The 19,358-nt window shown below is 57.3% G+C and carries 15 protein-coding genes and 1 tRNA gene; 10 read left to right on the forward strand and 6 right to left on the reverse strand.

The window, feature by feature from the left end:
- Nucleotides 1-11: 11 nt before the first annotated feature.
- From C7436_RS17795 to C7436_RS17810, 4 genes are read left to right on the forward strand one after another with little or no spacing between them, the layout of a single operon-like run.
- Nucleotides 12-794, forward strand: coding sequence for a Wadjet anti-phage system protein JetD domain-containing protein (locus C7436_RS17795; protein ID WP_121208638.1), 783 nt, complete (start codon nt 12-14; stop codon nt 792-794).
- Nucleotides 787-3,729: a coiled-coil domain-containing protein gene (locus C7436_RS17800; RefSeq protein WP_121208639.1), complete on the forward strand. Its 2,943-nt coding sequence runs from the start codon at nt 787-789 to the stop codon at nt 3,727-3,729. The genes C7436_RS17795 and C7436_RS17800 overlap by 8 nt, the downstream gene beginning before the upstream one ends.
- Complete coding sequence (locus C7436_RS17805) at nt 3,722-5,149, forward strand: hypothetical protein (RefSeq protein WP_121208640.1); 1,428 nt, start codon at nt 3,722-3,724, stop codon at nt 5,147-5,149. The genes C7436_RS17800 and C7436_RS17805 overlap by 8 nt, the downstream gene beginning before the upstream one ends.
- A complete protein-coding gene (locus C7436_RS17810; protein WP_211329894.1) occupies nt 5,142-5,765 on the forward strand; it encodes a condensin complex protein MksE in 624 nt (207 codons plus the stop codon). Before C7436_RS17805 ends, C7436_RS17810 begins: the two co-directional genes overlap by 8 nt.
- 7 nt (nt 5,766-5,772) lie before the next feature.
- On the opposite strand, the gene C7436_RS17815 is transcribed toward C7436_RS17810, so the two are convergent.
- The gene (locus tag C7436_RS17815; protein WP_121208641.1) at nt 5,773-7,617 is read right to left on the reverse strand and encodes a sensor domain-containing diguanylate cyclase; all 1,845 of its coding nucleotides are present in this window, start codon (nt 7,615-7,617) and stop codon (nt 5,773-5,775) included.
- A 161-nt stretch (nt 7,618-7,778) separates the two neighbouring features.
- Between C7436_RS17815 and C7436_RS17820 the strand changes: the two genes are divergently transcribed.
- Complete coding sequence (locus C7436_RS17820) at nt 7,779-8,822, forward strand: hypothetical protein (protein ID WP_121208642.1); 1,044 nt, start codon at nt 7,779-7,781, stop codon at nt 8,820-8,822.
- On the opposite strand, the gene C7436_RS17825 is transcribed toward C7436_RS17820, so the two are convergent.
- A complete protein-coding gene (locus tag C7436_RS17825; protein ID WP_121208643.1) occupies nt 8,815-9,348 on the reverse strand; it encodes a hypothetical protein in 534 nt (177 codons plus the stop codon). The genes C7436_RS17820 and C7436_RS17825 overlap by 8 nt on opposite strands.
- Before the next feature lie 144 nt (nt 9,349-9,492).
- Nucleotides 9,493-10,167, reverse strand: coding sequence for a spermidine synthase (locus C7436_RS17830; protein ID WP_121208644.1), 675 nt, complete (start codon nt 10,165-10,167; stop codon nt 9,493-9,495).
- Between the two features lie 170 nt (nt 10,168-10,337).
- On the opposite strand from C7436_RS17830, the gene C7436_RS17835 reads away from it, so the two are divergent.
- The 3 genes from C7436_RS17835 to C7436_RS17845 all read left to right on the forward strand — a co-directional run bounded on the left by C7436_RS17835 (nt 10,338) and on the right by C7436_RS17845 (nt 12,868).
- A complete protein-coding gene (locus C7436_RS17835) occupies nt 10,338-11,087 on the forward strand; it encodes an SDR family oxidoreductase (protein ID WP_211329895.1) in 750 nt (249 codons plus the stop codon).
- Nucleotides 11,088-11,155: 68 nt separating this feature from the next.
- Nucleotides 11,156-12,274, forward strand: coding sequence for an alanine dehydrogenase (gene ald, locus C7436_RS17840; RefSeq protein ID WP_121208645.1), 1,119 nt, complete (start codon nt 11,156-11,158; stop codon nt 12,272-12,274).
- A gap of 21 nt (nt 12,275-12,295) precedes the next feature.
- Complete coding sequence (locus C7436_RS17845; RefSeq protein ID WP_121208646.1) at nt 12,296-12,868, forward strand: glutathione S-transferase family protein; 573 nt, start codon at nt 12,296-12,298, stop codon at nt 12,866-12,868.
- Between the two features lie 8 nt (nt 12,869-12,876).
- Here the strand turns inward: C7436_RS17845 and C7436_RS17850 are convergent.
- Nucleotides 12,877-12,953, reverse strand: a tRNA-Arg gene (locus C7436_RS17850).
- Between the two features lie 193 nt (nt 12,954-13,146).
- On the opposite strand from C7436_RS17850, the gene C7436_RS17855 reads away from it, so the two are divergent.
- Nucleotides 13,147-13,719 carry a hypothetical protein gene (locus C7436_RS17855; protein WP_011785969.1) on the forward strand — a complete coding sequence of 191 codons (573 nt, stop codon included), beginning with the start codon at nt 13,147-13,149 and terminating at the stop codon, nt 13,717-13,719.
- Nucleotides 13,720-13,788: 69 nt separating this feature from the next.
- Here C7436_RS17855 and C7436_RS17860 read toward each other — a convergent pair whose 3' ends face one another.
- Together C7436_RS17860 and C7436_RS17865 are read right to left on the reverse strand one after the other, a co-directional pair.
- Nucleotides 13,789-16,632: an insulinase family protein gene (locus C7436_RS17860; protein WP_121208647.1), complete on the reverse strand. Its 2,844-nt coding sequence runs from the start codon at nt 16,630-16,632 to the stop codon at nt 13,789-13,791.
- Between the two features lie 42 nt (nt 16,633-16,674).
- On the reverse strand, nt 16,675-16,974 hold the full coding sequence (locus tag C7436_RS17865) for a hypothetical protein (RefSeq protein ID WP_121208648.1): 300 nt from the start codon (nt 16,972-16,974) through the stop codon (nt 16,675-16,677).
- A gap of 376 nt (nt 16,975-17,350) precedes the next feature.
- On the opposite strand from C7436_RS17865, the gene C7436_RS17870 reads away from it, so the two are divergent.
- Nucleotides 17,351-19,336 (forward strand): SDR family oxidoreductase, encoded by a 1,986-nt coding sequence (locus C7436_RS17870; protein ID WP_014421967.1) that lies wholly within the window; start codon nt 17,351-17,353, stop codon nt 19,334-19,336.
- Nucleotides 19,337-19,358: the final 22 nt, after the last annotated feature.

The following is a 19,358-nucleotide window of genomic DNA, read 5'->3' on the forward strand; positions in this document are numbered from 1 at the left end:
CAGGTGAGCTATTGAAGAACTACCTCCAGAAAATCCTTCAGGGCCAGGCGATTAACTACGAGGCCTTTCTGAAGAAGCTGCCGGATTCCCAGCGTCGGCGGCATCGGGAGCTGTTCGCAACGGAGAAGGTTGGCGCCAATCGCTGGCAGGTAACCATTCTTGATGAAGCTGCGTTTGCAGAGTTACATCGACAGGCCGCTTCACCCGTTAGCAGAGTAGATGCGGCGAAGAAGGGCGATTCCCACCGCCACGGCACCGATGTGAGTTTTCTGCTGGTATATCATCACGCCCTGACAGGCAACCGGCCGGATTCGGTGGTGATTACCGGAGATTCGGTGGATATCGGTTTTCGGCCAGCGCCCCGGGTGCTGGTGGTGGAGAATGAGCGAAATTTCTATTACTACCGACAGATGCTGGCCTTTGCCGGTGACTGCCTGGGCCAGACAGTTGATCTCACAAACAGCGATGTCGTGCTCGGTGGCGGCAATCGGATTACCGGTACTGCGGATTTGAACTGGCTGACCAGTTACGATGAGGTGCTCTGCGCCTTTGATTACGATGCCGGCGGCCTGCAGATGTTTTCATCGGTGCGATCGGCACTGGGCGACAAGGCCTGCTATCTGCAGCCGGCTGACTGGCAACCTTGGCTGAGCCGTTTCCGCAAAACCCCGGACTCCACCGAAAGGTTTACAAAAGCCCTGTCGCTGGCGGAAGATCTGGAGTTTGTGTCGCTGGCGCAGGCCTTCCGGGCCACCGGCAAATTCATGGAACAGGAGATGATTCTGGATGAGTGATTCACAGGCGAGCGCGAGCACGTTCACCTTCGGCATTCGCCGCCTGGTGCTGGTGGACTCCGCCGGCTTCTGTTACGTGGAAATTCCGGTAGACAACCACGGCCTGATTCTGGGGCCGGGCAACCTGGGTAAATCCAGCTTGCTGAACTCCCTGCGCCTGTTCCTGTTGCCAGAGAATAACTTCAAGAACAGCCGCAAGAAATTTGCCTTCCGCAACGCCAGCGCCGGCAGTTTCTACACCAACGAGGAAAGCTACCAGCACTATTTCCCCAGCCAGTTCAGCTTCCTGATTATGGAAGCGGAGAACCCGGCCGGCACCCATTGCCAGATCCTGTATCGCGACAACGCAAGCCAGCTTAGCTACGGCCGGGCCTTTGTACCGGTCAGTTACGACCAGTTGCGACCTTTGTTCTGGAACGGCGACGATGAAGATGGCATTGGCCAGGCGGTGCCGGAGCTCTCATTCACCCGGCTGTCGGAGGCGCTGAAAAAGCTCTCGAAAGAGACCAGGCTGGTCAACGACCCGGCCAAACTGAAAACCATGCTCTACAGCAGTGAGTTGATGAACGCCGACGCGGTGCGCTACTCCGTGCTGCCCCTGGGCGAATCGGACGAACGCCGGGTGCAATCACTGCGCACCCTGATCCTGCTGCTGTTCGAGATGAAGGCGGACGATCAGGCCATGGCCAACGCCGTGGCCAGCATTATCGAAGCGGACAAGAAGTTTGCTGACGATGCCTTTGACTTCAACATCGACGATTTCCTCAATCGCCACGATCAGCTCAAGCAGCAGCAAAGCCAGCTCAACCGTATCGAGAAAGAGCGACACCGGTTTGAGAAGCTGAACCGGGACTACCAGGCCTACCAGACCTTGCTGCGCAGCCAGCACGAGTTTGCCGCCTTCCGGGACGGGGTGACCAACGCCTTGGCCGATATTGCTGCCAAACGCGGGGCGGCGCTTGAGGCTTTCAACGATCAGAACGACACCCTGCGCCACGTGCTGCAAACCCTGAAAAAACTGGAGCAGGATGCCAGCGGTTTGAAGGGCGAGATTCGCTCCGCCGATCGGCGTATCAAGCAGGCCGAACAGAGCCAGAAAGACGGTGAGCTGCTGATCTCGCAGTATGGCGATATGACCCTGCAGGAAATTGCAGAGATCCAGACCGAAGAACTGGAAAGCAAGAAAGGCCACCTTGCTGCCCTGAAAAGCGCCGCCCAGGCGGAAATCCGACTGGAGCAGATTCAGCGCAAAAAGCAGGATCTGGAGCGCAAGCTGGAAACCCTGAAAGACCGGGAGAGCAAACAGCAGTGGCAGTTGCAGAACCAGCTGGACGAAACGACCGCTGCGCCGTTGCGGGCGGTTGATCCCCGGCTGATGATGGCGAGCCCCGGCCAGGATCTAGATGCCGATAGCAAAGCCACCATTGAAGCCTTCGCGCGCCTGTTTGCCCCCAACGATCGCGGCTTTGACTGGTTTGATACTGAATACGAGAACCAGCCTGCCCGGCACACCAACTTTGCCGAGCAACGCCATAATATTGAAGGTGAACTTCATGGTCTGGAGAAAGAACGCTCAGAGCTGGCTGACACCGCCAATCAGGAACACGACCGACCTCAGTTGATCGAGCGCACGGACAAGGAAATCCGGTCTATCGAGAAAGATCTGGAAACGCTCCAGCGCTACCCGGCGGCGGCCACCACCCTGCGGGATGCCACCGAGGAGAAAAAGGCGGCGGAAGAGCAGCTTGCCAAGCTCGACGAGCAGGCCCGGCTGGAGCAGGAGAAACAGGACGCGGTTCAGGCGAAAGCCACGAGAGCAAAAGCAGAGAAAGATCGCACTGAAGAGCGAGAGCGCGAGCTGGCGGCCCTGAGTAAAAGTGTCGGCACTGTGGAGCACCGCTTCCCGCACCTGAGAGCGGTTGAAGCGGAGCAGCCACTGGACATTGATCGTGTATCGGCGGCCGCCTTCGACGCCCTGCAAAGCCAATTGGATGATCTGGAAGAGCGGCGCCGCAACATTCTCGACCACCTTCGCCAGTTTGTGTACCTGGGTATCCATGAAGATACCGAAGGGGAATTGCAGAAAGACAGCCCCGCGTCGTCTGTTATCCGAAGCACCTTCAAGAGCCTTTCAGATCTGTACGCCGGCATGGCCGAGCGCTGGAGTGTTCTGGAGCAGCAGGTCGGCATCCACAATGAAACCGTCGCCAGCTACCGCCAGGCCCTGAAGTCCAACCACGAACACATTGCACGGTTCGAGGCCCAGCTCAATCGGGAACTGGACGGCGTTCGCATCAACGATCTGGTGGAAATCCGGGTGGACATTCACACCGATCCTAAATTCCGCAATCTGGTGGAAGAAGCCAACAACATTGACCCGTATGGCAACCAGCTGCAGTCCGACGCCTTCTACGACCGCCTGCGGGTGTTCGTGGCGGACTTTTTCGGGGAGCAGGGCGGCAGCAAACGCCTGACCATGGATAAAGTCATCACCGGCATTTCCTATCGCACCCGCAAGGAGAACGCCGCCAACCTGGACAAGAAGGGCCAGTCCACCTCCACTACCGCACTGATCAACCTGGAACTGGTGTACCGCCTGCTCAAGCGGGTGCTGTACCCGGGTGTGCAGCTGTCGTTCCCCATGGTGCTCGACGAACTGGCCAGCGTGGATATCAGCCAGATGCCGTCGTTGCTGGAACGGCTGCGCAAGCAGGGATTCAACCTGTTCTCTGCCGCTACCCACAGCGCCAGCGCCGAAGTGATCTACCTGATTGGCCGGCACCTGGAAGTGGGGCAGATGCGCACCGCGCGGCCCTACAGCAAGGAACGCACTCTGGTGTTCTGGGGCGGCGCGGAAGGTTTTACTGGTGGTGAACCGCTGAGCCACTGGGCAGACCAGACCCAGAACAGCTTGCTGGAGCCGGTGGATGAGTAAACGCTTCAGCACCCTGGACACCACCCGGCTGCTGTTTGAGCACCCGAAAATCCTGTTCCGGATGATCGAGCGCATGGACCGCAATGAAGCCCGGTTCATCCGGGAAAGCGACCTGGTGGCCGAGGTGATGGATTACACTCGAGGCCTGGGCAAGGCCGATCGGGAGCGCGTGCGGCTGGCCCTGAACACCGACAATCTGTTTCGCAGTGGGCTGATCATCGACATCATCAAGGCCGACGGCGAACGCCGGCTGGTATTTCAGGACGCACTGATCAATCTGATGCGGGCCTGTAACGCCTCGCTCTACCAAGAGCTTACTGACGCCCGCCTGCGCGGCCATCTGGTGACTCTTCGGGATGTGCGCAATCGCCTGGAAACCAGCAGTTTCAGTGATGCTGATCCGGATTACACCGAGCTGCGGGACGATCTGAACGAGCGGGTCAGCCAACTGATCGGCCTGTTGCGCCAGAACGTGTTGCGCATGCAGACTATCAGTGCCCAGCTGGCGGACCTGTCCGGTGATGCCAGCCGGGCGCCGGAGAAGTACCTGGAGTTCCGCCAGAATCTGTTTGAGCAGATCGTGACCCTTTATGAACGCCATATCAAACCCACGCTGGTGTTCCTGAACCCGGACACCCGGCTGCCTGACGGCAGCAACCTGTTTGAAACCCTGGAAGCCATGGTACGCCTGCTGGAGGGTCACGACGACCATAGCCTGGCGGACCAGCTGTTCCGTTCCTCTATCAGCCTGAATGCCCTGTACAAGCCCATTCAGGCGGTGGCCCAGGAGGTTGAGCACTTCCTGCGCAAAACACGCCGGGGTATGGCCCAGTACAACGCCATGGAGCATTTCTACGGCAAGCTGCGTACGCTCAAAGACGACACCGAAACCCTCAGCCTGCGCCGAAAATGGCTCGAAGGCGGCGATTTTGCCCGCAGCACCGGCTTCCTGGTGGGCCTGCGGGCACAGCAGCGGCCCAAGCATTATGCCTTTGGCCAGTCGTCGAGCTACTACCAGTTGTTGTTCAGCGAACTGGAGCTGCGCCGGAGCGATCTGCGCCGCCAATCCGAAGTGCCGGTACTGCAGGAAGTGGCCGGAAGCGGCCGCGAAAGCCGGGTAGATGTTCAGCGCATCAACCAACTGTATCAATGGCTGGAAACCCTGGAATTGCGGCCCACGGCGGATCTGGTGCGGGAGCTTCACGGCCGGCTGGATGGCTTCATCCCGGGCTACCGTTTTGCGGACCTGCTGGCAGCCCTGAACCGGCTGGTCAATTCGCCGCCGGAGGGTATGCAGGTGACAACCACTAACCGTTTCCGCACCCTCGAACAGGCGCCGGATTGTGAACAGTTTGTGTACCGCAAACGACGCCTTGAAACCAATACGACTGATACAGAACAAGAGCCAGACCATGCCTGATTTCGTGGAAACCCGGGATACAGAGAGCACCCTGAACGAGCAGGGCGCGACCAGCTTCGAGCAGATCCTGCCGGCTCACAGTGCCGCCATCTACCGGGAGTTCCAGGCTGGCCGGGTGATTGTCCGGGATGTGTGGGACAACAACCGCTCGGAACTTCATGCCAACCCCCTCTACAACCTGCTGTATAACCACCTGTCTCACTTCCGTACTTTCTATGAGCATCTGGGTAGCGACCTGGTGTTCAATGAAACCGGCGCCTTTTTCTTCCTGAAAGAGAGCAGTGACGACGAAAGCGAAGAGCACGATGAAAACGCTTTCCGGGTGCAGGTGATATTGCTTCTGATCGGCCGTTACTTTGCCCGAAGCGGCAGAGATCTGGATTATCTGGGGCGGCCGGAAGCCGGTTTAAACGAGCAGGATCTGGCGAATCTGGGAGCGGATGAGGAGTATCAGGACATCCTTCGGGCCGCCCGTTTCGAGAAAGGGTTGAGCGAAGCGCTGGATTACCTGGAAAAGCGGAACCTGCTGTTCCGCTCCGGGGCAGGTCGTTATTTCCTGAGCTCTGCCGGCAGCTATTTCCTGCACCAGTTGGTACAGGAGTATGAGCAGAGTTAGTTGCCGCTCAGGCAAACGCCAGGTTGTTCCTGCCGCTGGTTTTCACGGAATACATGGCCTTGTCGGCGGTGGCCAGTAGAAGCTCAGCGGTCTGGCCGTTGTCCGGGTACAAGGCGATTCCCACCGAGGCACCAATGTGCACAGTCTGGCCCTGAATGTGAAACGGCTCATTCAGCACCTGGATCATTTTGCGAGCAATGGGTTGGGCATCGGCATCGTTGGTCAATGGCCCGGTTATGATCACGAACTCATCCCCACCCCGGCGCCCCACCACATCATTGGCCCGAATACTGTGCTTGAGCCTTCTCGCGACATTCCGTAGCAGCTCATCGCCAGCCTGGTGGCCCATGGTGTCGTTTACCGGTTTGAATTTGTCCAGATCCAGGAACATCAGAGCGAAGTGATGATGCTGGCGCCGTGCCTGCTCGATGGCTTGTTCCAGGTGGGTTTCCAGGGCCGTGCGATTTGGCAGGCCAGTGAGTTTGTCGAAATGTGCCAGCCGGAACATCTGCTTTTCTGCCTGTACCCGTGCGGTAATATCGCTGAATGTCAGGATCAGTTGCTGGATTTGTCCCCGGGCATTGCGTACCGGCGAAACCGTCAGCAGGTTGGGGAACGGATCATTATCGGGCCCGGTCAGCCAGACCTCGCCTTGCCAGGCATTTTCCGCGACAAGATGCCGGTGGATTTCTTCCCGGTCTATCTCCTTGCATCTGTCACTGTCGATAAATGCCATCAGGTTTGTATTGCGAAGTGTCTTCGTTGTTGCGCCGGTAATCTCGTTGAAGGCCGGGTTAGCACGAATAACCTGTAAACCGGTGTCACAAATCACGATGGCTTCGTGGGTGTGGTTAAAGACCTGCTGGGCCAGCCGAAGCTCATCGGTAGACCGGGCAATCTGGGAGGCCTGGTTGACCAGTGCATGCACAATCGGCATCAGTGAACGCCAGACCATTGTGCCGGCAAGGGCGGAGAGCATGAGTATCAGCACAACACTGATAACAATGTCTTCGATCACTTTACCGAACACACTGGAAGTCCTGGCATTCATATGGATTTCCCAGCCATATCCTTCCACTAGTCTTATGAATGCCAGCACACGGGTGCCGTCTGGAAGCGAAGCCCGGAAAAAGTCGAGGTCTGGTTTGTAATCGATACCTTCCTGTTCGGCCAGGCAACCATTGGGTGTTGTCAATTGAAACTGATGACTACCCTCGGTCCAGATCAGTCGCCGCGTTCTCTCGACATCAAGCAGGCACAGACTGGAGTCCGCATCCACGCGAAAGATGGGAATCAGTGAGGAGAGTTCGAACAGCAGAAGATCATAGCCTACGATCTGTTCATCCACGCGTATCGCAGCGATGACGTGCAGTAACGGCCTCGCTTCGTTATTTACCCCTACCGGGTAGGACTGGATATCAAGCCCGGATGGCATAGGCAGGTCAGCGGGAAGTTGATCGTCCAGAGGCCCGACGCGCACAACTTCGGCGCCACTGGCATCAAACCGGACGATGGCGGCAAGGTTGTCGATGTTTTTTGCGGCATCGTCAAGCCTGGGGCGAGAAAAGGTCCGCAAGTCAGCGAGTGCCAGGTTTCCCCTGTTGTATTCGACCATAACCCGCGCGAGCTCAGAGCGACTGGCGGTTTGTCGCGCCAGATCCTGATGCTGATCGAATACCGCCCGAACGCTCTCGGCCTTGGCATCGGCCACCAGGCTCGCAGTGTCTGCGGCCTGGGTATGGATCTGATTGATCAGGGGGGTGGAGACCACCACGGCAATACTGATTCCAGTGAGAACAACTGCAACGATGGCAGTGGTGATAATGCGGCGTTTCTGCTCGAAGATATCCATAGGTGCCGTCGGACGAAAGCGAGGTTATAAGGACATGGTATCCGTTTTTTGCAACGGGTATACCCACCTAGAGTTGTTTTCTGTAACCGATGTTGACATGTGTCAGCCTTCATGTTGGAGATTTTCCATGTAGACTGAGGTTTTTATAGCAGGAGTACTGAATGACAGAGCCCGCACTGTTCCAGTCCCGGCCCAGACGGCGACTATTGTGGCTGGCGCTTTTCGCGTTGGTGGTGGCCGTTCTGGTGTCAGTACGCTTGCAACCGCAACCGGTTGAAGAACGGCTTGTGCGCCTGCATGCCCAGAATGAATTCGGTACGGAATCACCGCTGCTGGGCGAAGCCTTGGCTCTGCAGGCGCTCCTGCTGGATTACCGGGACGACCGCCTGCTGTTGCTGAAAGCTCAGGCCGCGTTGCAGGTATACCCCGAGTGGACCAGGTTTGTAATGGATCTGTTTGGTGAAGAACCGGAATTTCGGCAGGCCCTACGAGCCCATGGCGAGTATCTGATGCCTCCTGTGATGCATTTTTATCAGAATCCGGTCGGCTCGATTGAGATGATGAACCGGGTTGCCGGCACCGGTAAAGTCCTGACGCCGGAACAGCGTGCCTGGTATGCCGTCAACTTCGCCAATAAAGAAGGGCAGGATTTCACGGGCCAGTTCGTGGTCGGGGCCGATGGCAACAACATAGAGTGGATCTGGACGGAGCGGATTACAGAGGGCATTACGCAGTTCTTCACCAGTGGCATCCGGACTCTGGAATCCCGGTACCGTACCGATCAGCCGATCCGCATGGAAGATGTCGGCTGGGCCGCCGTAGACGCGCTGATTATTGGCAGTGCGGTGAAATTCCTGAAAGCCGGTCGGGCGGCAGCAGGTACTGCAAGAGCCTCGAGTGTCACCGCCCGTTCCGCGGCCTATTCTTCCCGCCTCGCGCGGGCCGGGCGCATGGCTTCGGTTATGGTTAGCAACGCAAAGTGGCCCGCTGCGGTGGCTCTGGTCTATGTCGTTGTCAAACACCCCGCCTTACTGAACGACGTATTCGCCGGCGCTGCCCGGGTACTGGGCGTGCCGGCCTGGATGGTGCAGATACCAGGATGGTTCCTTGTACTGCTGCCACTGCTGTTGCTTACGCGTTGGCTACTGGCCACCGTGCTCTGGTTGCTACCAATAACTTGGCTCCGGGGGCGGAGGCTCAGATAGTGCGCACTAACTGGACGTTCCGGTTTTTCAGAACCGTCGTGGCCTCCTTGAGTTGCTCAGCACTGGAGGCATGCACGGTCAGTACATACTTGCCGTCCTTCAGAGCCGACTGTGCTTTGGCAACATAAGGTGTGTGGTCAGGCCGTAGAGTAACGCCTCCGGCCAAAAACAGGCCAAGTATCAGGCCAAGCGCCGCGAGAACGGCTGCGGCAACCACGCCATTCTGGGCAATAAACCCCACGCCGATAGCGCTCAGTATCAGGAACACAATAAAGCCTGCGACTGCACCGCCGATACCGAGCCAGAGATGCGAACGCACCAGCGTTTGCCATATGCCCTGATTCTCTGGCTCCAGCTCTTCACCCGGGTGTTGGTCCTGGGGGCTTACAACAATGACTTGCTCGTGATCCAGACTGGTTTCCTGCGACAGCACCCTTGCAACGCCGTTGGCATCGGTTTCTGTCTCGAATATTGCGGCTACTTTATGGGCTTCCTGTTCACCGGTAATACTCACTGAGGGTTTCATGGAAAGACCTCCTGAGTGTTTCGCCGAGGACCAGATCCTCGTCAAAACATAGCGGCTTCATCAGTAACCCTAGTACACCTGAACCTGTATTTCGAATGACCGTATGGCAACAAACCGGTCGGGAATCGCCCGCCATCCCCTAAATTACCAGGCCAGCCAGATTGTGTGACGGGCGCCTTTACCCGGACGCAGGGCTCTAACAACAACGGGTTCCACCGAAAAGCCAGCGCGCCGCAAGCGTTCGGTAAAGGCCTGTTCCGGACCGGCCGACCAGTAGGCGAGAATGCCGTCGTTGCTCAGGGATTTCTGGGCGGCGGCGATGCCTTCCGGAGAGTAGATCCAGTTGTTTTCTTTACGGGTAAGGCCTTCCGGACCGTTATCCACATCCAGCAAGATGGCGTCCCAGTTGCCATCGCCCTGCCGCAAAAGTTCTGCCACATCGCCAATGTGAACGGCGGCCCGGGGATCGTCCAGAGGGTAGCCGGCGGCTGCGCCCAATGGTCCGCGATTCCAGGTTTCTACCTCGGGAACCAGCTCTGCCACCGTCACCTGAGCCTGATCGCCTGTAGCCGAAAGCGCTGCCGCCAGGGTAAAGCCCATACCCAGCCCGCCAATCAGGATCCGTGGCGCGGGCAGATGGCTCAGGCGTTCACAGGCGAGGGTGGCGAGTGCATCCTCCGAACCATGTAAGCGGCTGTTCATCAGTTCACCCGGGGCGCCGGCAATCTTGATGGAAAACTCGTCATTACGTTGCAGCAGTCGCAAGCGGGTGCCGTTGCCGGGGATGGTTGCGGTGCCAATTTCGTTAAAGCGGGCCATGGTTGGTTTCCGGTAGTGTGGGCAGGCGGGCATTCTAACCTGTAGAAACAGGCATCGGCGAAAACCGTATCAATCAGTTGCTGCTAAACTGCAGCAATCATTCCGTCCGGCGCAAAGCCCGTTGAATAGTGTTGACGGAACCGAAACCGTTGGAGGCAGACTTGGAACGAATGCAAAAGGTAGTCCTGGTGACAGGAGGCGCGAAGGGAATTGGCCGAGGCATAGTGCTGCACCTGGCGGCGGCGGGCTGGAAAGTGGCAGTCTGTGATACTGACCAAGCCGTAGGTGAACAGTTGGTTGCCAACGCAGAGGGTGAAGTCGTGTTTCTGGCAGGCGACGTTGCCAGCGAAGCGGATGTTGAGAATATCATTTCCCAAACGGTGCACTGGGGTGGTGGCCTGAATGCCGTTATTAACAACGCTGGCATTGCGGACCCTCATACCGGCCCGATAGAACAACTGGGCCTTGAACAGTGGCAGCGTCGAATGGATGTCAATCTGACCGGGCCGTTTCTGGTGAGCAAACATGCGATACCGTATCTCCGGAAGGCGAGGGGCGTGATTGTGAATATGGCCTCCACACGGGCCCTGCAATCAGAGCCGGATACTGAAGCCTACGCCGCCACCAAGGGCGGCCTTGTGGCACTGACCCATGCGTTGGCCATTAGCCTGGGACCAGAAATACGGGTGAACTGTATCAGCCCGGGCTGGATAGATACCCGTGACTGGCAGGGAAGCGAGCAGGCTGTCGAGCCTCTGTCAGAAGCGGATCACCAGCAGCATCCGGCCGGCCGCGTTGGCAGGCCCGAAGACATCGCTACGCTGGTGGCTTACCTGATTTCCTCCGAGGCTGGCTTCGTCACCGGGCAGAATTTTGTGGTGGACGGAGGCATGACGCGCAAGATGATTTATCAGGAGTGAGTGCTGACCGATAGCCTTGACTACACTGCAACAGAGGGCCATTGGGGCCGGCCGTAAGGAAGTAGCGCATGAAGATTGGTGTACCGAAGGAAATCAAGAACCGCGAATATCGGGTTGGTTTGACGCCGGCGGCGGTTCATGAACTGTGTGGCCATAAACACAAGGTTTTGGTCGAAACTGGTGCAGGTGTCGCCATCGGCTTTTCCGATGAGGATTATCGGCAGGCAGGGGCACACATTGTGGAAAGCCCCAGGGAAGTTTTCGAGCTGGCCGAGCTTATCGTGAAGGTCAAGGAGCCCCAGTCTGAAGAGCGGGCGATGCTGAAGCCGGAGCACACCCTTTTCACCTATCTGCATCTGGCGCCGGACAAACCCCAGACTGACGACCTGGTGCGCTCTGGGGCCACTTGTATCGCGTACGAAACCGTGACTGACCGTACCGGCCATTTGCCCTTGTTGGCACCCATGTCGGAAGTGGCCGGACGAATGGCCATTCAGGCGGGGGCTCACTGCCTGGAAAAGGTCATGGGAGGTCGCGGCGTGTTATTGGGAGGTGTGCCCGGTGTCCCACCGTCGCGAGTAACGGTGGTTGGCGGGGGCGTGGTTGGTCAGAATGCCATTGCCATGGCCATCGGTATGGGGGCCCAGGTGACAGTACTGGATCGCAATATGGACGTGCTCAGGGAACTCGATCATCGATATGGGAATCGTCTGACCACCTTGTTCTCAACTACTCAGACGCTTGACCAGGCGGTCACTGAATCCGATCTGGTTATTGGCAGCGTGCTTATTCCGGGTGCATCGGCTCCGAAACTCATTACCCGGGATATGATTCGCCGGATGCCCGAGGGCAGCGTGATTGTTGATGTGGCCATTGATCAGGGAGGTTGTGCTGAAACCTCACGGGCAACCACGCACGATGATCCCACCTTCATTGTTGATGGCGTTGTGCATTACTGTGTTGCCAACATGCCCGGCGCCGTCGCGCGCACATCCACGCTGGCCTTGAACAACGTGACCTTGCCTTATGTTGTTGCGCTGGCCAACAAGGGGGCTGACCGGGCGATGAAGGAAGACCCGCATTTGAAGGCCGGTCTCAATGTCGCTGCGGGGAAAGTCACCTATCGGGAAGTCGCAGACGCTACCGGGCACCCCTATACAGACCCCGAATCCTTGCTGGGGTCCTGACCCTGGCTCCCTGGAGGTATCATGAAACTGATTGGATCTATCACGTCGCCTTATGTACGCCGCATTCGGCTCCTGCTGAGCGATGAACCATACGAGTTCATCAATCTCGATATTTATGGGGAAGACCGTGATGAGCTGCGGCGTACTAATCCCACCCTGAAAATCCCGGTACTGATTGATGGCGATCAGGAACTCTATGACTCACGGGTTATTGCCCGATATCTTGGTCAGAAGCTTGGGCTTGACGCTCTCACCTGGGACCAGGAGAACCAGTTAACGCTGATTGATGGAGCCAATGATTCTGCGGTAACCATGCTGCTTTCTGAGCGGTCCGGAATCGATACCAGCCAGGATGCAATGTTCTATAACCTTCAGCGCGAACGCATCATGACAACGCTGCGAACCCTGTCCGCCATGGTGGAAGCGGGGCAGTTTAAGCAGTGGAACTATCCCGCCATCTGTCTCTATTGTCTGGTGGACTGGCTGGATTTCCGTGACCTGGTGGATTTTTCCGGGGTTGATAGCCTGGTGGCATTTCGCGACGGGCACCGAAGTCAGCCCGGGGTAGGAGAAACGGATCCGCGGGCAGCCTGAAAATAGAATGGTACCCCCGGCAGGACTCGAACCTGCTACCTTCCCCTTAGGAGGGGGACGCTCTATCCAGATGAGCTACGGGGGCATCGTAAAGGAGGCGGTATGATAACGGCCTGAGGCAGCGGGCTCAAGGCCGTCATTTTTCATTTGTTCACGCTGTCTTGCCGTTTCCGGGTAGATCACGTGGGTAGTCGCTGACTATCATAGGCCCTGCCTGTTTTCAGGCAGGGGATGGCGCGGAGCCGTCGGATCAAGTACCGGATAAAAAGGAAATCTGCATGAAGTTCTACAAGTTGCTTGCGCTGTTGCTGGTCGTGTCTTTCTCCCAAGCCAGTCTGGCTCAGAGTTTTGGTGGCTTTGACTCCTACGGCGAGGGCACGAAATCCCTGCTGACTACCGTTGTGAAACAGCTGGGTGTCAGCGACCCCGACAACAGTGTGAAGGTCAAGGTATTTGACACCATTGACGTTGCTCTGGAAGGCAACTGGTACTCCTACTGGGTTGGCATGAACGACCTGGCCAGCTCTAAATACCAGGATGGCGCCGAGAAAGGCTTTGTGCAGGTGATGTTGCCCACCAACGACTCGGGCATCTGGATTCTGACGTTCAACAAGGCAAAGGATATTCCCCAGATTATTGTCTCCATGGCCCAGATTCGTCATGGCAGCCAAGACGGAGCCTTGTCTGTGTATAACGAGAAGAAAAACGACACCGAGAACTACGAAGTGAAGAATGAAAGCGACAAGTTTGCTTTTATTCAGGAGAAGGGCAAGGTGGCATTCAGCATTCTGAATGTGGGGACCGGCACTGGGTCTGTGGTGTATTTCAATCAGTTTGCGGTGGATCTGTAACCGGCTTCGTTAACCCGACAACCCGCCCGGCAGGCGAATGATCGCCGGGCAGGTTCGTAGTATCTCTCGTCAATCCTTCGGTACAGGGCCCAGGTCCCGCAGGTTCTGCAGGATCGCCTCATCATTCACGGCATCGCCTCCCGTGGTGACCAGCAGAGCACGTTGTCGTTCAAGCATGGCCTGTTCGAAGGTCTCTTTCAGTTCTTCCAGCGATACGTTCCGAATAGCGTCGGCCAGGGCTTGTCGGCTGTTAAACTCGGCATTTTCCCGGTCGATCTCCCGCCAGTATCGGCTGGAGACTTCGCTCAGTTGCCGGTCACGCTCCAGCAGTTGGCTGATCACCGCCTGTTTTTCCCGCTTAAGCCGGGTGTCATCCATCTCCGCCAGTTGTTGCGCAAAGGTTTGGCTGAATTCCTTGACGGCCGAGTCGATGGCAGATGCATCAGCGGATGGGGATTGCACAACCAGCCCGAGCGCCGGCGTTTCCAGAATCTCGAACGCGGTCGCGTAGACGATGTATCCGAGCTGGCGCGTGGTCCGGATTTCCTCATAGAACGGGCTACTGATGATTTGTGCCAGCAACCGATACCGGGCTCGCTCCGCGTAGGAAGTGTTGTTGCCCTGCAGGTATAAGGTGTAACCGGTATCGGGGTGCTCAACCGCCAGATGCGCGGCGGTCTGGCTCGGAGGCAGCTGGCGAATTCGCGCCCGATCCACGTTGGTACGCTGGTGATCGTTCAGCACCAGAGCCTGTACCTGTCTGGCCATATTCAGGGCACTGGCCTGTGTCAGGTTGCCATGGGCGAGCATGACGGGATCAGTGCGGGCGAGGAAACTGCCGGCAAACCCCCTCAGCTCATTCAGTGTGACGTCGCGCGCAGCGGCCAGGCGCTCCTCCACGGGAAACGTGCCTTCCAGCAAGGCGGTTTGGACAAATTCCGAAGTCTGCTGCACCGGCCGTTCTCTGCTCTTGTTTTCCAGAGCATCCATCAGGTTCTGTCGCGCGATCCTGAATCGCTGTTCGGTAAGGGCGGGATTGGCGAACTCCAGCAGTATCTGGTTAGCCAGCTTGTGCAGCTTGTCGCTGTAGCCGCCGACACGGATGGTAACACCACGAAGATGGGGGTAGACGCTGTAGTCCAGCCCGGCCAGCCGGGCAGAATAGGCCCAGGCGTTGAGGTTGGTGTTAATGGCGTCCACCAGCAGTTGTGTGAGCACTGAACTCCGGGCGGATTCCCGCGCTGCCGGCGTTCTCAGGCTGACAAACAGATTGGCTTTCGGAGTGGCGAAACGGGTATCCCGGGCGTACCAGATATCCAGTCCGTCCAGTTCGGCAATTTTCTCCGGGTGAGCCATGCTGTCCCCCCCCACCAGTTCGAGATCTTCTGGAACAAAGGGGTTGGATTCGGGCAGGGCAAGCTGTTCAGCCAGGCTGGGAGCTGCCGGATTATCGAGGTTCAGGGGTGTCCTGACCCAGGGCGTCTGATACCACCGCGTGAGGTTCGGCTCGCTCGCGTCCAGGTTGGGCGCAGCAATCCAGACTTTAAGGTTGGCTGGTTTCAGCTGATTGAGGATCGCCCTGTATTGCTCTGGGGCATACCGCTCAAGCAGCCAGGGGGCGCTTAGAACATCTTCAGGCGGATAGTCCTTGAGGAGTCTGGACAGTCGCATGGCCTCGCTTTGCGCTTCAGCGCGTTCCCGGAAACGGAAATCAATCATGGCCAGCTGTCGCATCTCGTTGAAGCGTTGCTGGCTGATGCCGTTGTCACGAATACGATCTATATATTCAAAGGTGAGGGCAATGATCTCATCCTGGTGTTCCAGGCCTTCCCGGGTGAGCGACATGCTGATGTCGAGAGTGGCGTGTTCGCCGGTGTCCATCCCTGTGCCTGCGGAAAGGCTTTCTACCATGCCTGCGCGTTTCAGAACGTCAAACAGGCTGCCGGGGCCTTCGTGGCCCAGCAGGTTGGCAACGTAGGCTGCAGGTTTGCTTTTATAGTAACGCTGCTGAGAGGGGATCGGGAAAGACAGCGTCATGCTGCGATTGTCTTTCAGCGTCTCGGCTGTCACTTTCTCTGGCAACGGGGAGGTGTCGTACAGCGGGTGAGGGTGAACCTTGGGTTCAAGGTTACGGTTGGCGATGGCGCCAAAGCGCTCCTGCACCATGCGTTCCAGCTCATCCAGCGGCTGTGGGCCGTAGACTGCCAGGGTCATGATGTTCGCCGAATAGTTTTCTTCCCAGAAACGAATCAGGTCAGGCCGAAGCGGGTTGCCTTCGGTATTTTCCAGGGTCTCCAGGTTGCCGACCGCAAACTGGCTGAAGGCATGCTTCTGATTGCCCGCCGCCTTCCTGACAGAAAGCAGGCGCCGGCCGTCATCTTTAAGCTTGGAACTGTACTCGGAGTGGACGGCATTGCGCTCACGATCCACCAGTTCCGGCGTGAACAGCGGATGAGAAAACTGTTGGGCGAACCGGTCCAGTGCCGGCTCCAGAAACTCTGCTTCGACATCAAAGAAATAGTTGGTGTCCTCAAACGCTGTGAACGCGTTATGACTGCCGCCGTGGCTGCGAATAAATTGCTGGTATTCGCCTGCCTCCGGGTACTTCTCGGTGCCCAAAAACAGCATGTGCTCGAGAAAGTGCGCCAGGCCAGCCCGCTCTTTCGGATCGTTTCCGCTGCCCACGGCAACGTTCATGGAGGCGGCGGCTTTGTCTGTTTCCGGGTCCGAAGCGAGGATCACCCGCAAGCCATTGTCGAGTTCGATGAACCGATACTGGTTCGGATCATTGGGACTTTGGGTGGGTGACACACTGGCTGTCGCCAGTGGAGCCAGTAACACGGTGACGACCAGCAACAGCCTCTGCAGCAGAGCGTAGCGAGATCGAACAGGTAACGGATGTTTCGAAGTCATGGGGCCTCGGGTTCCGGAATGGCGTTCAGGTCGGAAAAGGGATCAGTGCATCTGGTTGTTTTTGGCGCTGTCAGGTTTCTGTTCTATGGTTTGGCGCGCGAGTTTGGCCGCCTGGTCAGCGTCGAGTTCACCAGAGGCGATCCGCTCCAGCAACGTCGCCATGATCGCAACGGACTGTCGATAATCGGCAAACTCGGCCTGAAACGCCTTGTCGATTGCCTGGTATACGGCCTGGATCTTGTCTTCCCGGGAACCACTGTCGGCGGCGGTGTCGTTGATGGCCTTCAGGCAGGCACGGGCGATGGCAATATAGCGTTCGGTGTTCGGATTGTTTTTCGGCATGGCAGTTTCTTTTAAACCTTGATGTCTGGCTCGGTTAGTGACGCCGGATGGCGCTGGAAGTTCCCGATTATGTCATTGGTAAGAACCTCTTGCATTGCCTGGTCGTAATTAAATGACCCAATGCGGTGGTCGCGGTTTCTTGTGCTAATCTCAATCACATTGTGTCGATAAACCGGACAGGGAGTGAGGTGGAGCTGGCTGCTTTTAGAGTAATGACTCTAACAAAAACAATGGGTTACAGAGTAAAAACTCTAAAAAAGTTCGATACATGAGGGTTGCAATTAAGTAGAATTGCCGACCGATGGAATCAGCTACGACTTTAGTCGTATCTGTGTCGGTTAAAGACAAAAAACACAACAGGCAGAATGGAGTACCTATGAATTATTTCCTGACAGGCGGCACCGGTTTTATCGGTCGTTTTCTGGTTGAGAAACTCTTGGCGCGCGGCGGCACCGTGTATGTTCTGGTTCGCGAGCAGTCCCAGGACAAGCTGGAGCGGCTCCGGGAGCGCTGGGGTGCAGACGACAAGCAAGTGAAGGCTGTGATCGGCGACCTCACCAGCAAAAACCTTGGTATTGACGCGAAAACGCTGAAATCACTGAAAGGAAATATCGACCACGTATTCCATCTTGCCGCGGTCTACGACATGGGCGCGGACGAAGAAGCCCAGGCCGCCACCAATATCGAAGGCACCAGGGCGGCTGTTCAGGCTGCAGAAGCCATGGGCGCCAAGCATTTCCATCACGTGTCATCCATCGCGGCAGCGGGTCTGTTCAAGGGTATCTTCCGGGAGGATATGTTCGAAGAAGCCGAGAAGCTTGACCATCCTTACCTGCGCACCAAACACGAATCCGAAAAAGTTGTGCGTGAAGAGTGCAAGGTTCCGTTCCGCATCTACCGCCCTGGCATGGTCATTGGCCATTCGGAAACCGGCGAAATGGACAAGGTTGACGGGCCCTATTACTTCTTCAAGATGATTCAGAAGATCCGTCATGCGTTGCCCCAGTGGGTACCCACCATCGGTATTGAAGGTGGCCGGCTGAACATTGTGCCGGTGGATTTCGTGGTCGATGCACTGGATCACATTGCCCATCTGGAAGGCGAAGATGGCAACTGTTTCCATCTGGTGGACTCCGATCCGTATAAGGTGGGTGAGATCCTCAATATTTTCTGCGAGGCCGGCCATGCCCCCCGCATGGGTATGCGCATCGATTCCCGGATGTTCGGTTTTATTCCGCCGTTTATTCGCCAGAGCATCAAGAATCTGCCTCCGGTCAAGCGCATTACTGGTGCGCTTCTGGATGACATGGGCATTCCGCCCTCGGTGATGTCCTTCATTAATTACCCGACCCGTTTTGATACCCGGGAGCTGGAGCGGGTTCTGAAGGGCACAGACATTGAGGTGCCGCGTCTGCCGTCCTATGCCCCGGTGATCTGGGACTACTGGGAGCGCAATCTGGACCCGGATCTGTTCAAGGACCGCACCCTCAAGGGCACGGTTGAAGGTAAGGTTTGCGTGGTCACCGGCGCAACTTCGGGTATTGGCCTGGCAACGGCAGAGAAACTGGCAGAGGCCGGTGCCATTCTGGTCATTGGTGCGCGCACCAAGGAAACTCTGGATGAAGTGGCGGCCAGTCTGGAGGCCAAGGGTGGCAACGTGCATGCGTACCAGTGCGACTTTTCGGACATGGACGACTGCGACCGCTTTGTGAAGACGGTGCTCGACAATCACGGCCACGTGGATGTACTGGTGAATAACGCGGGTCGCTCCATCCGCCGCTCGCTGGCGTTGTCTTTTGACCGGTTCCACGATTTTGAGCGGACCATGCAGCTGAACTACTTTGGCTCCGTTCGGCTGATCATGGGCTTTGCGCCAGCCATGCTGGAGCGTCGCCGCGGGCACGTGGTGAATATTTCTTCCATCGGGGTACTTACCAACGCTCCGCGTTTCTCGGCCTATGTCGCCTCGAAATCCGCACTGGACGCGTTCAGCCGCTGTGCCGCTGCGGAATGGTCGGATCGCAACGTGACCTTCACCACCATCAACATGCCGTTGGTGAAAACGCCGATGATCGCGCCCACCAAGATCTACGATTCCGTGCCGACGCTGACACCGGATGAAGCCGCGCAGATGGTGGCGGATGCGATTGTGTACCGGCCCAAGCGCATTGCCACCCGTCTCGGCGTGTTCGCGCAGGTTCTGCATGCGCTGGCACCGAAGATGGGTGAGATCATTATGAACACTGGCTACCGGATGTTCCCGGATTCTCCAGCAGCCGCTGGCAGCAAGTCCGGCGAAAAGCCGAAAGTCTCTACCGAGCAGGTGGCCTTTGCGGCGATTATGCGGGGGATATACTGGTAATCGTCGTTTTAAACCAAGAAAA

Origin of the sequence: Marinobacter nauticus (assembly GCF_003634635.1) — a bacterium.
GTDB classification, from domain to species: domain Bacteria; phylum Pseudomonadota; class Gammaproteobacteria; order Pseudomonadales; family Oleiphilaceae; genus Marinobacter; species Marinobacter nauticus.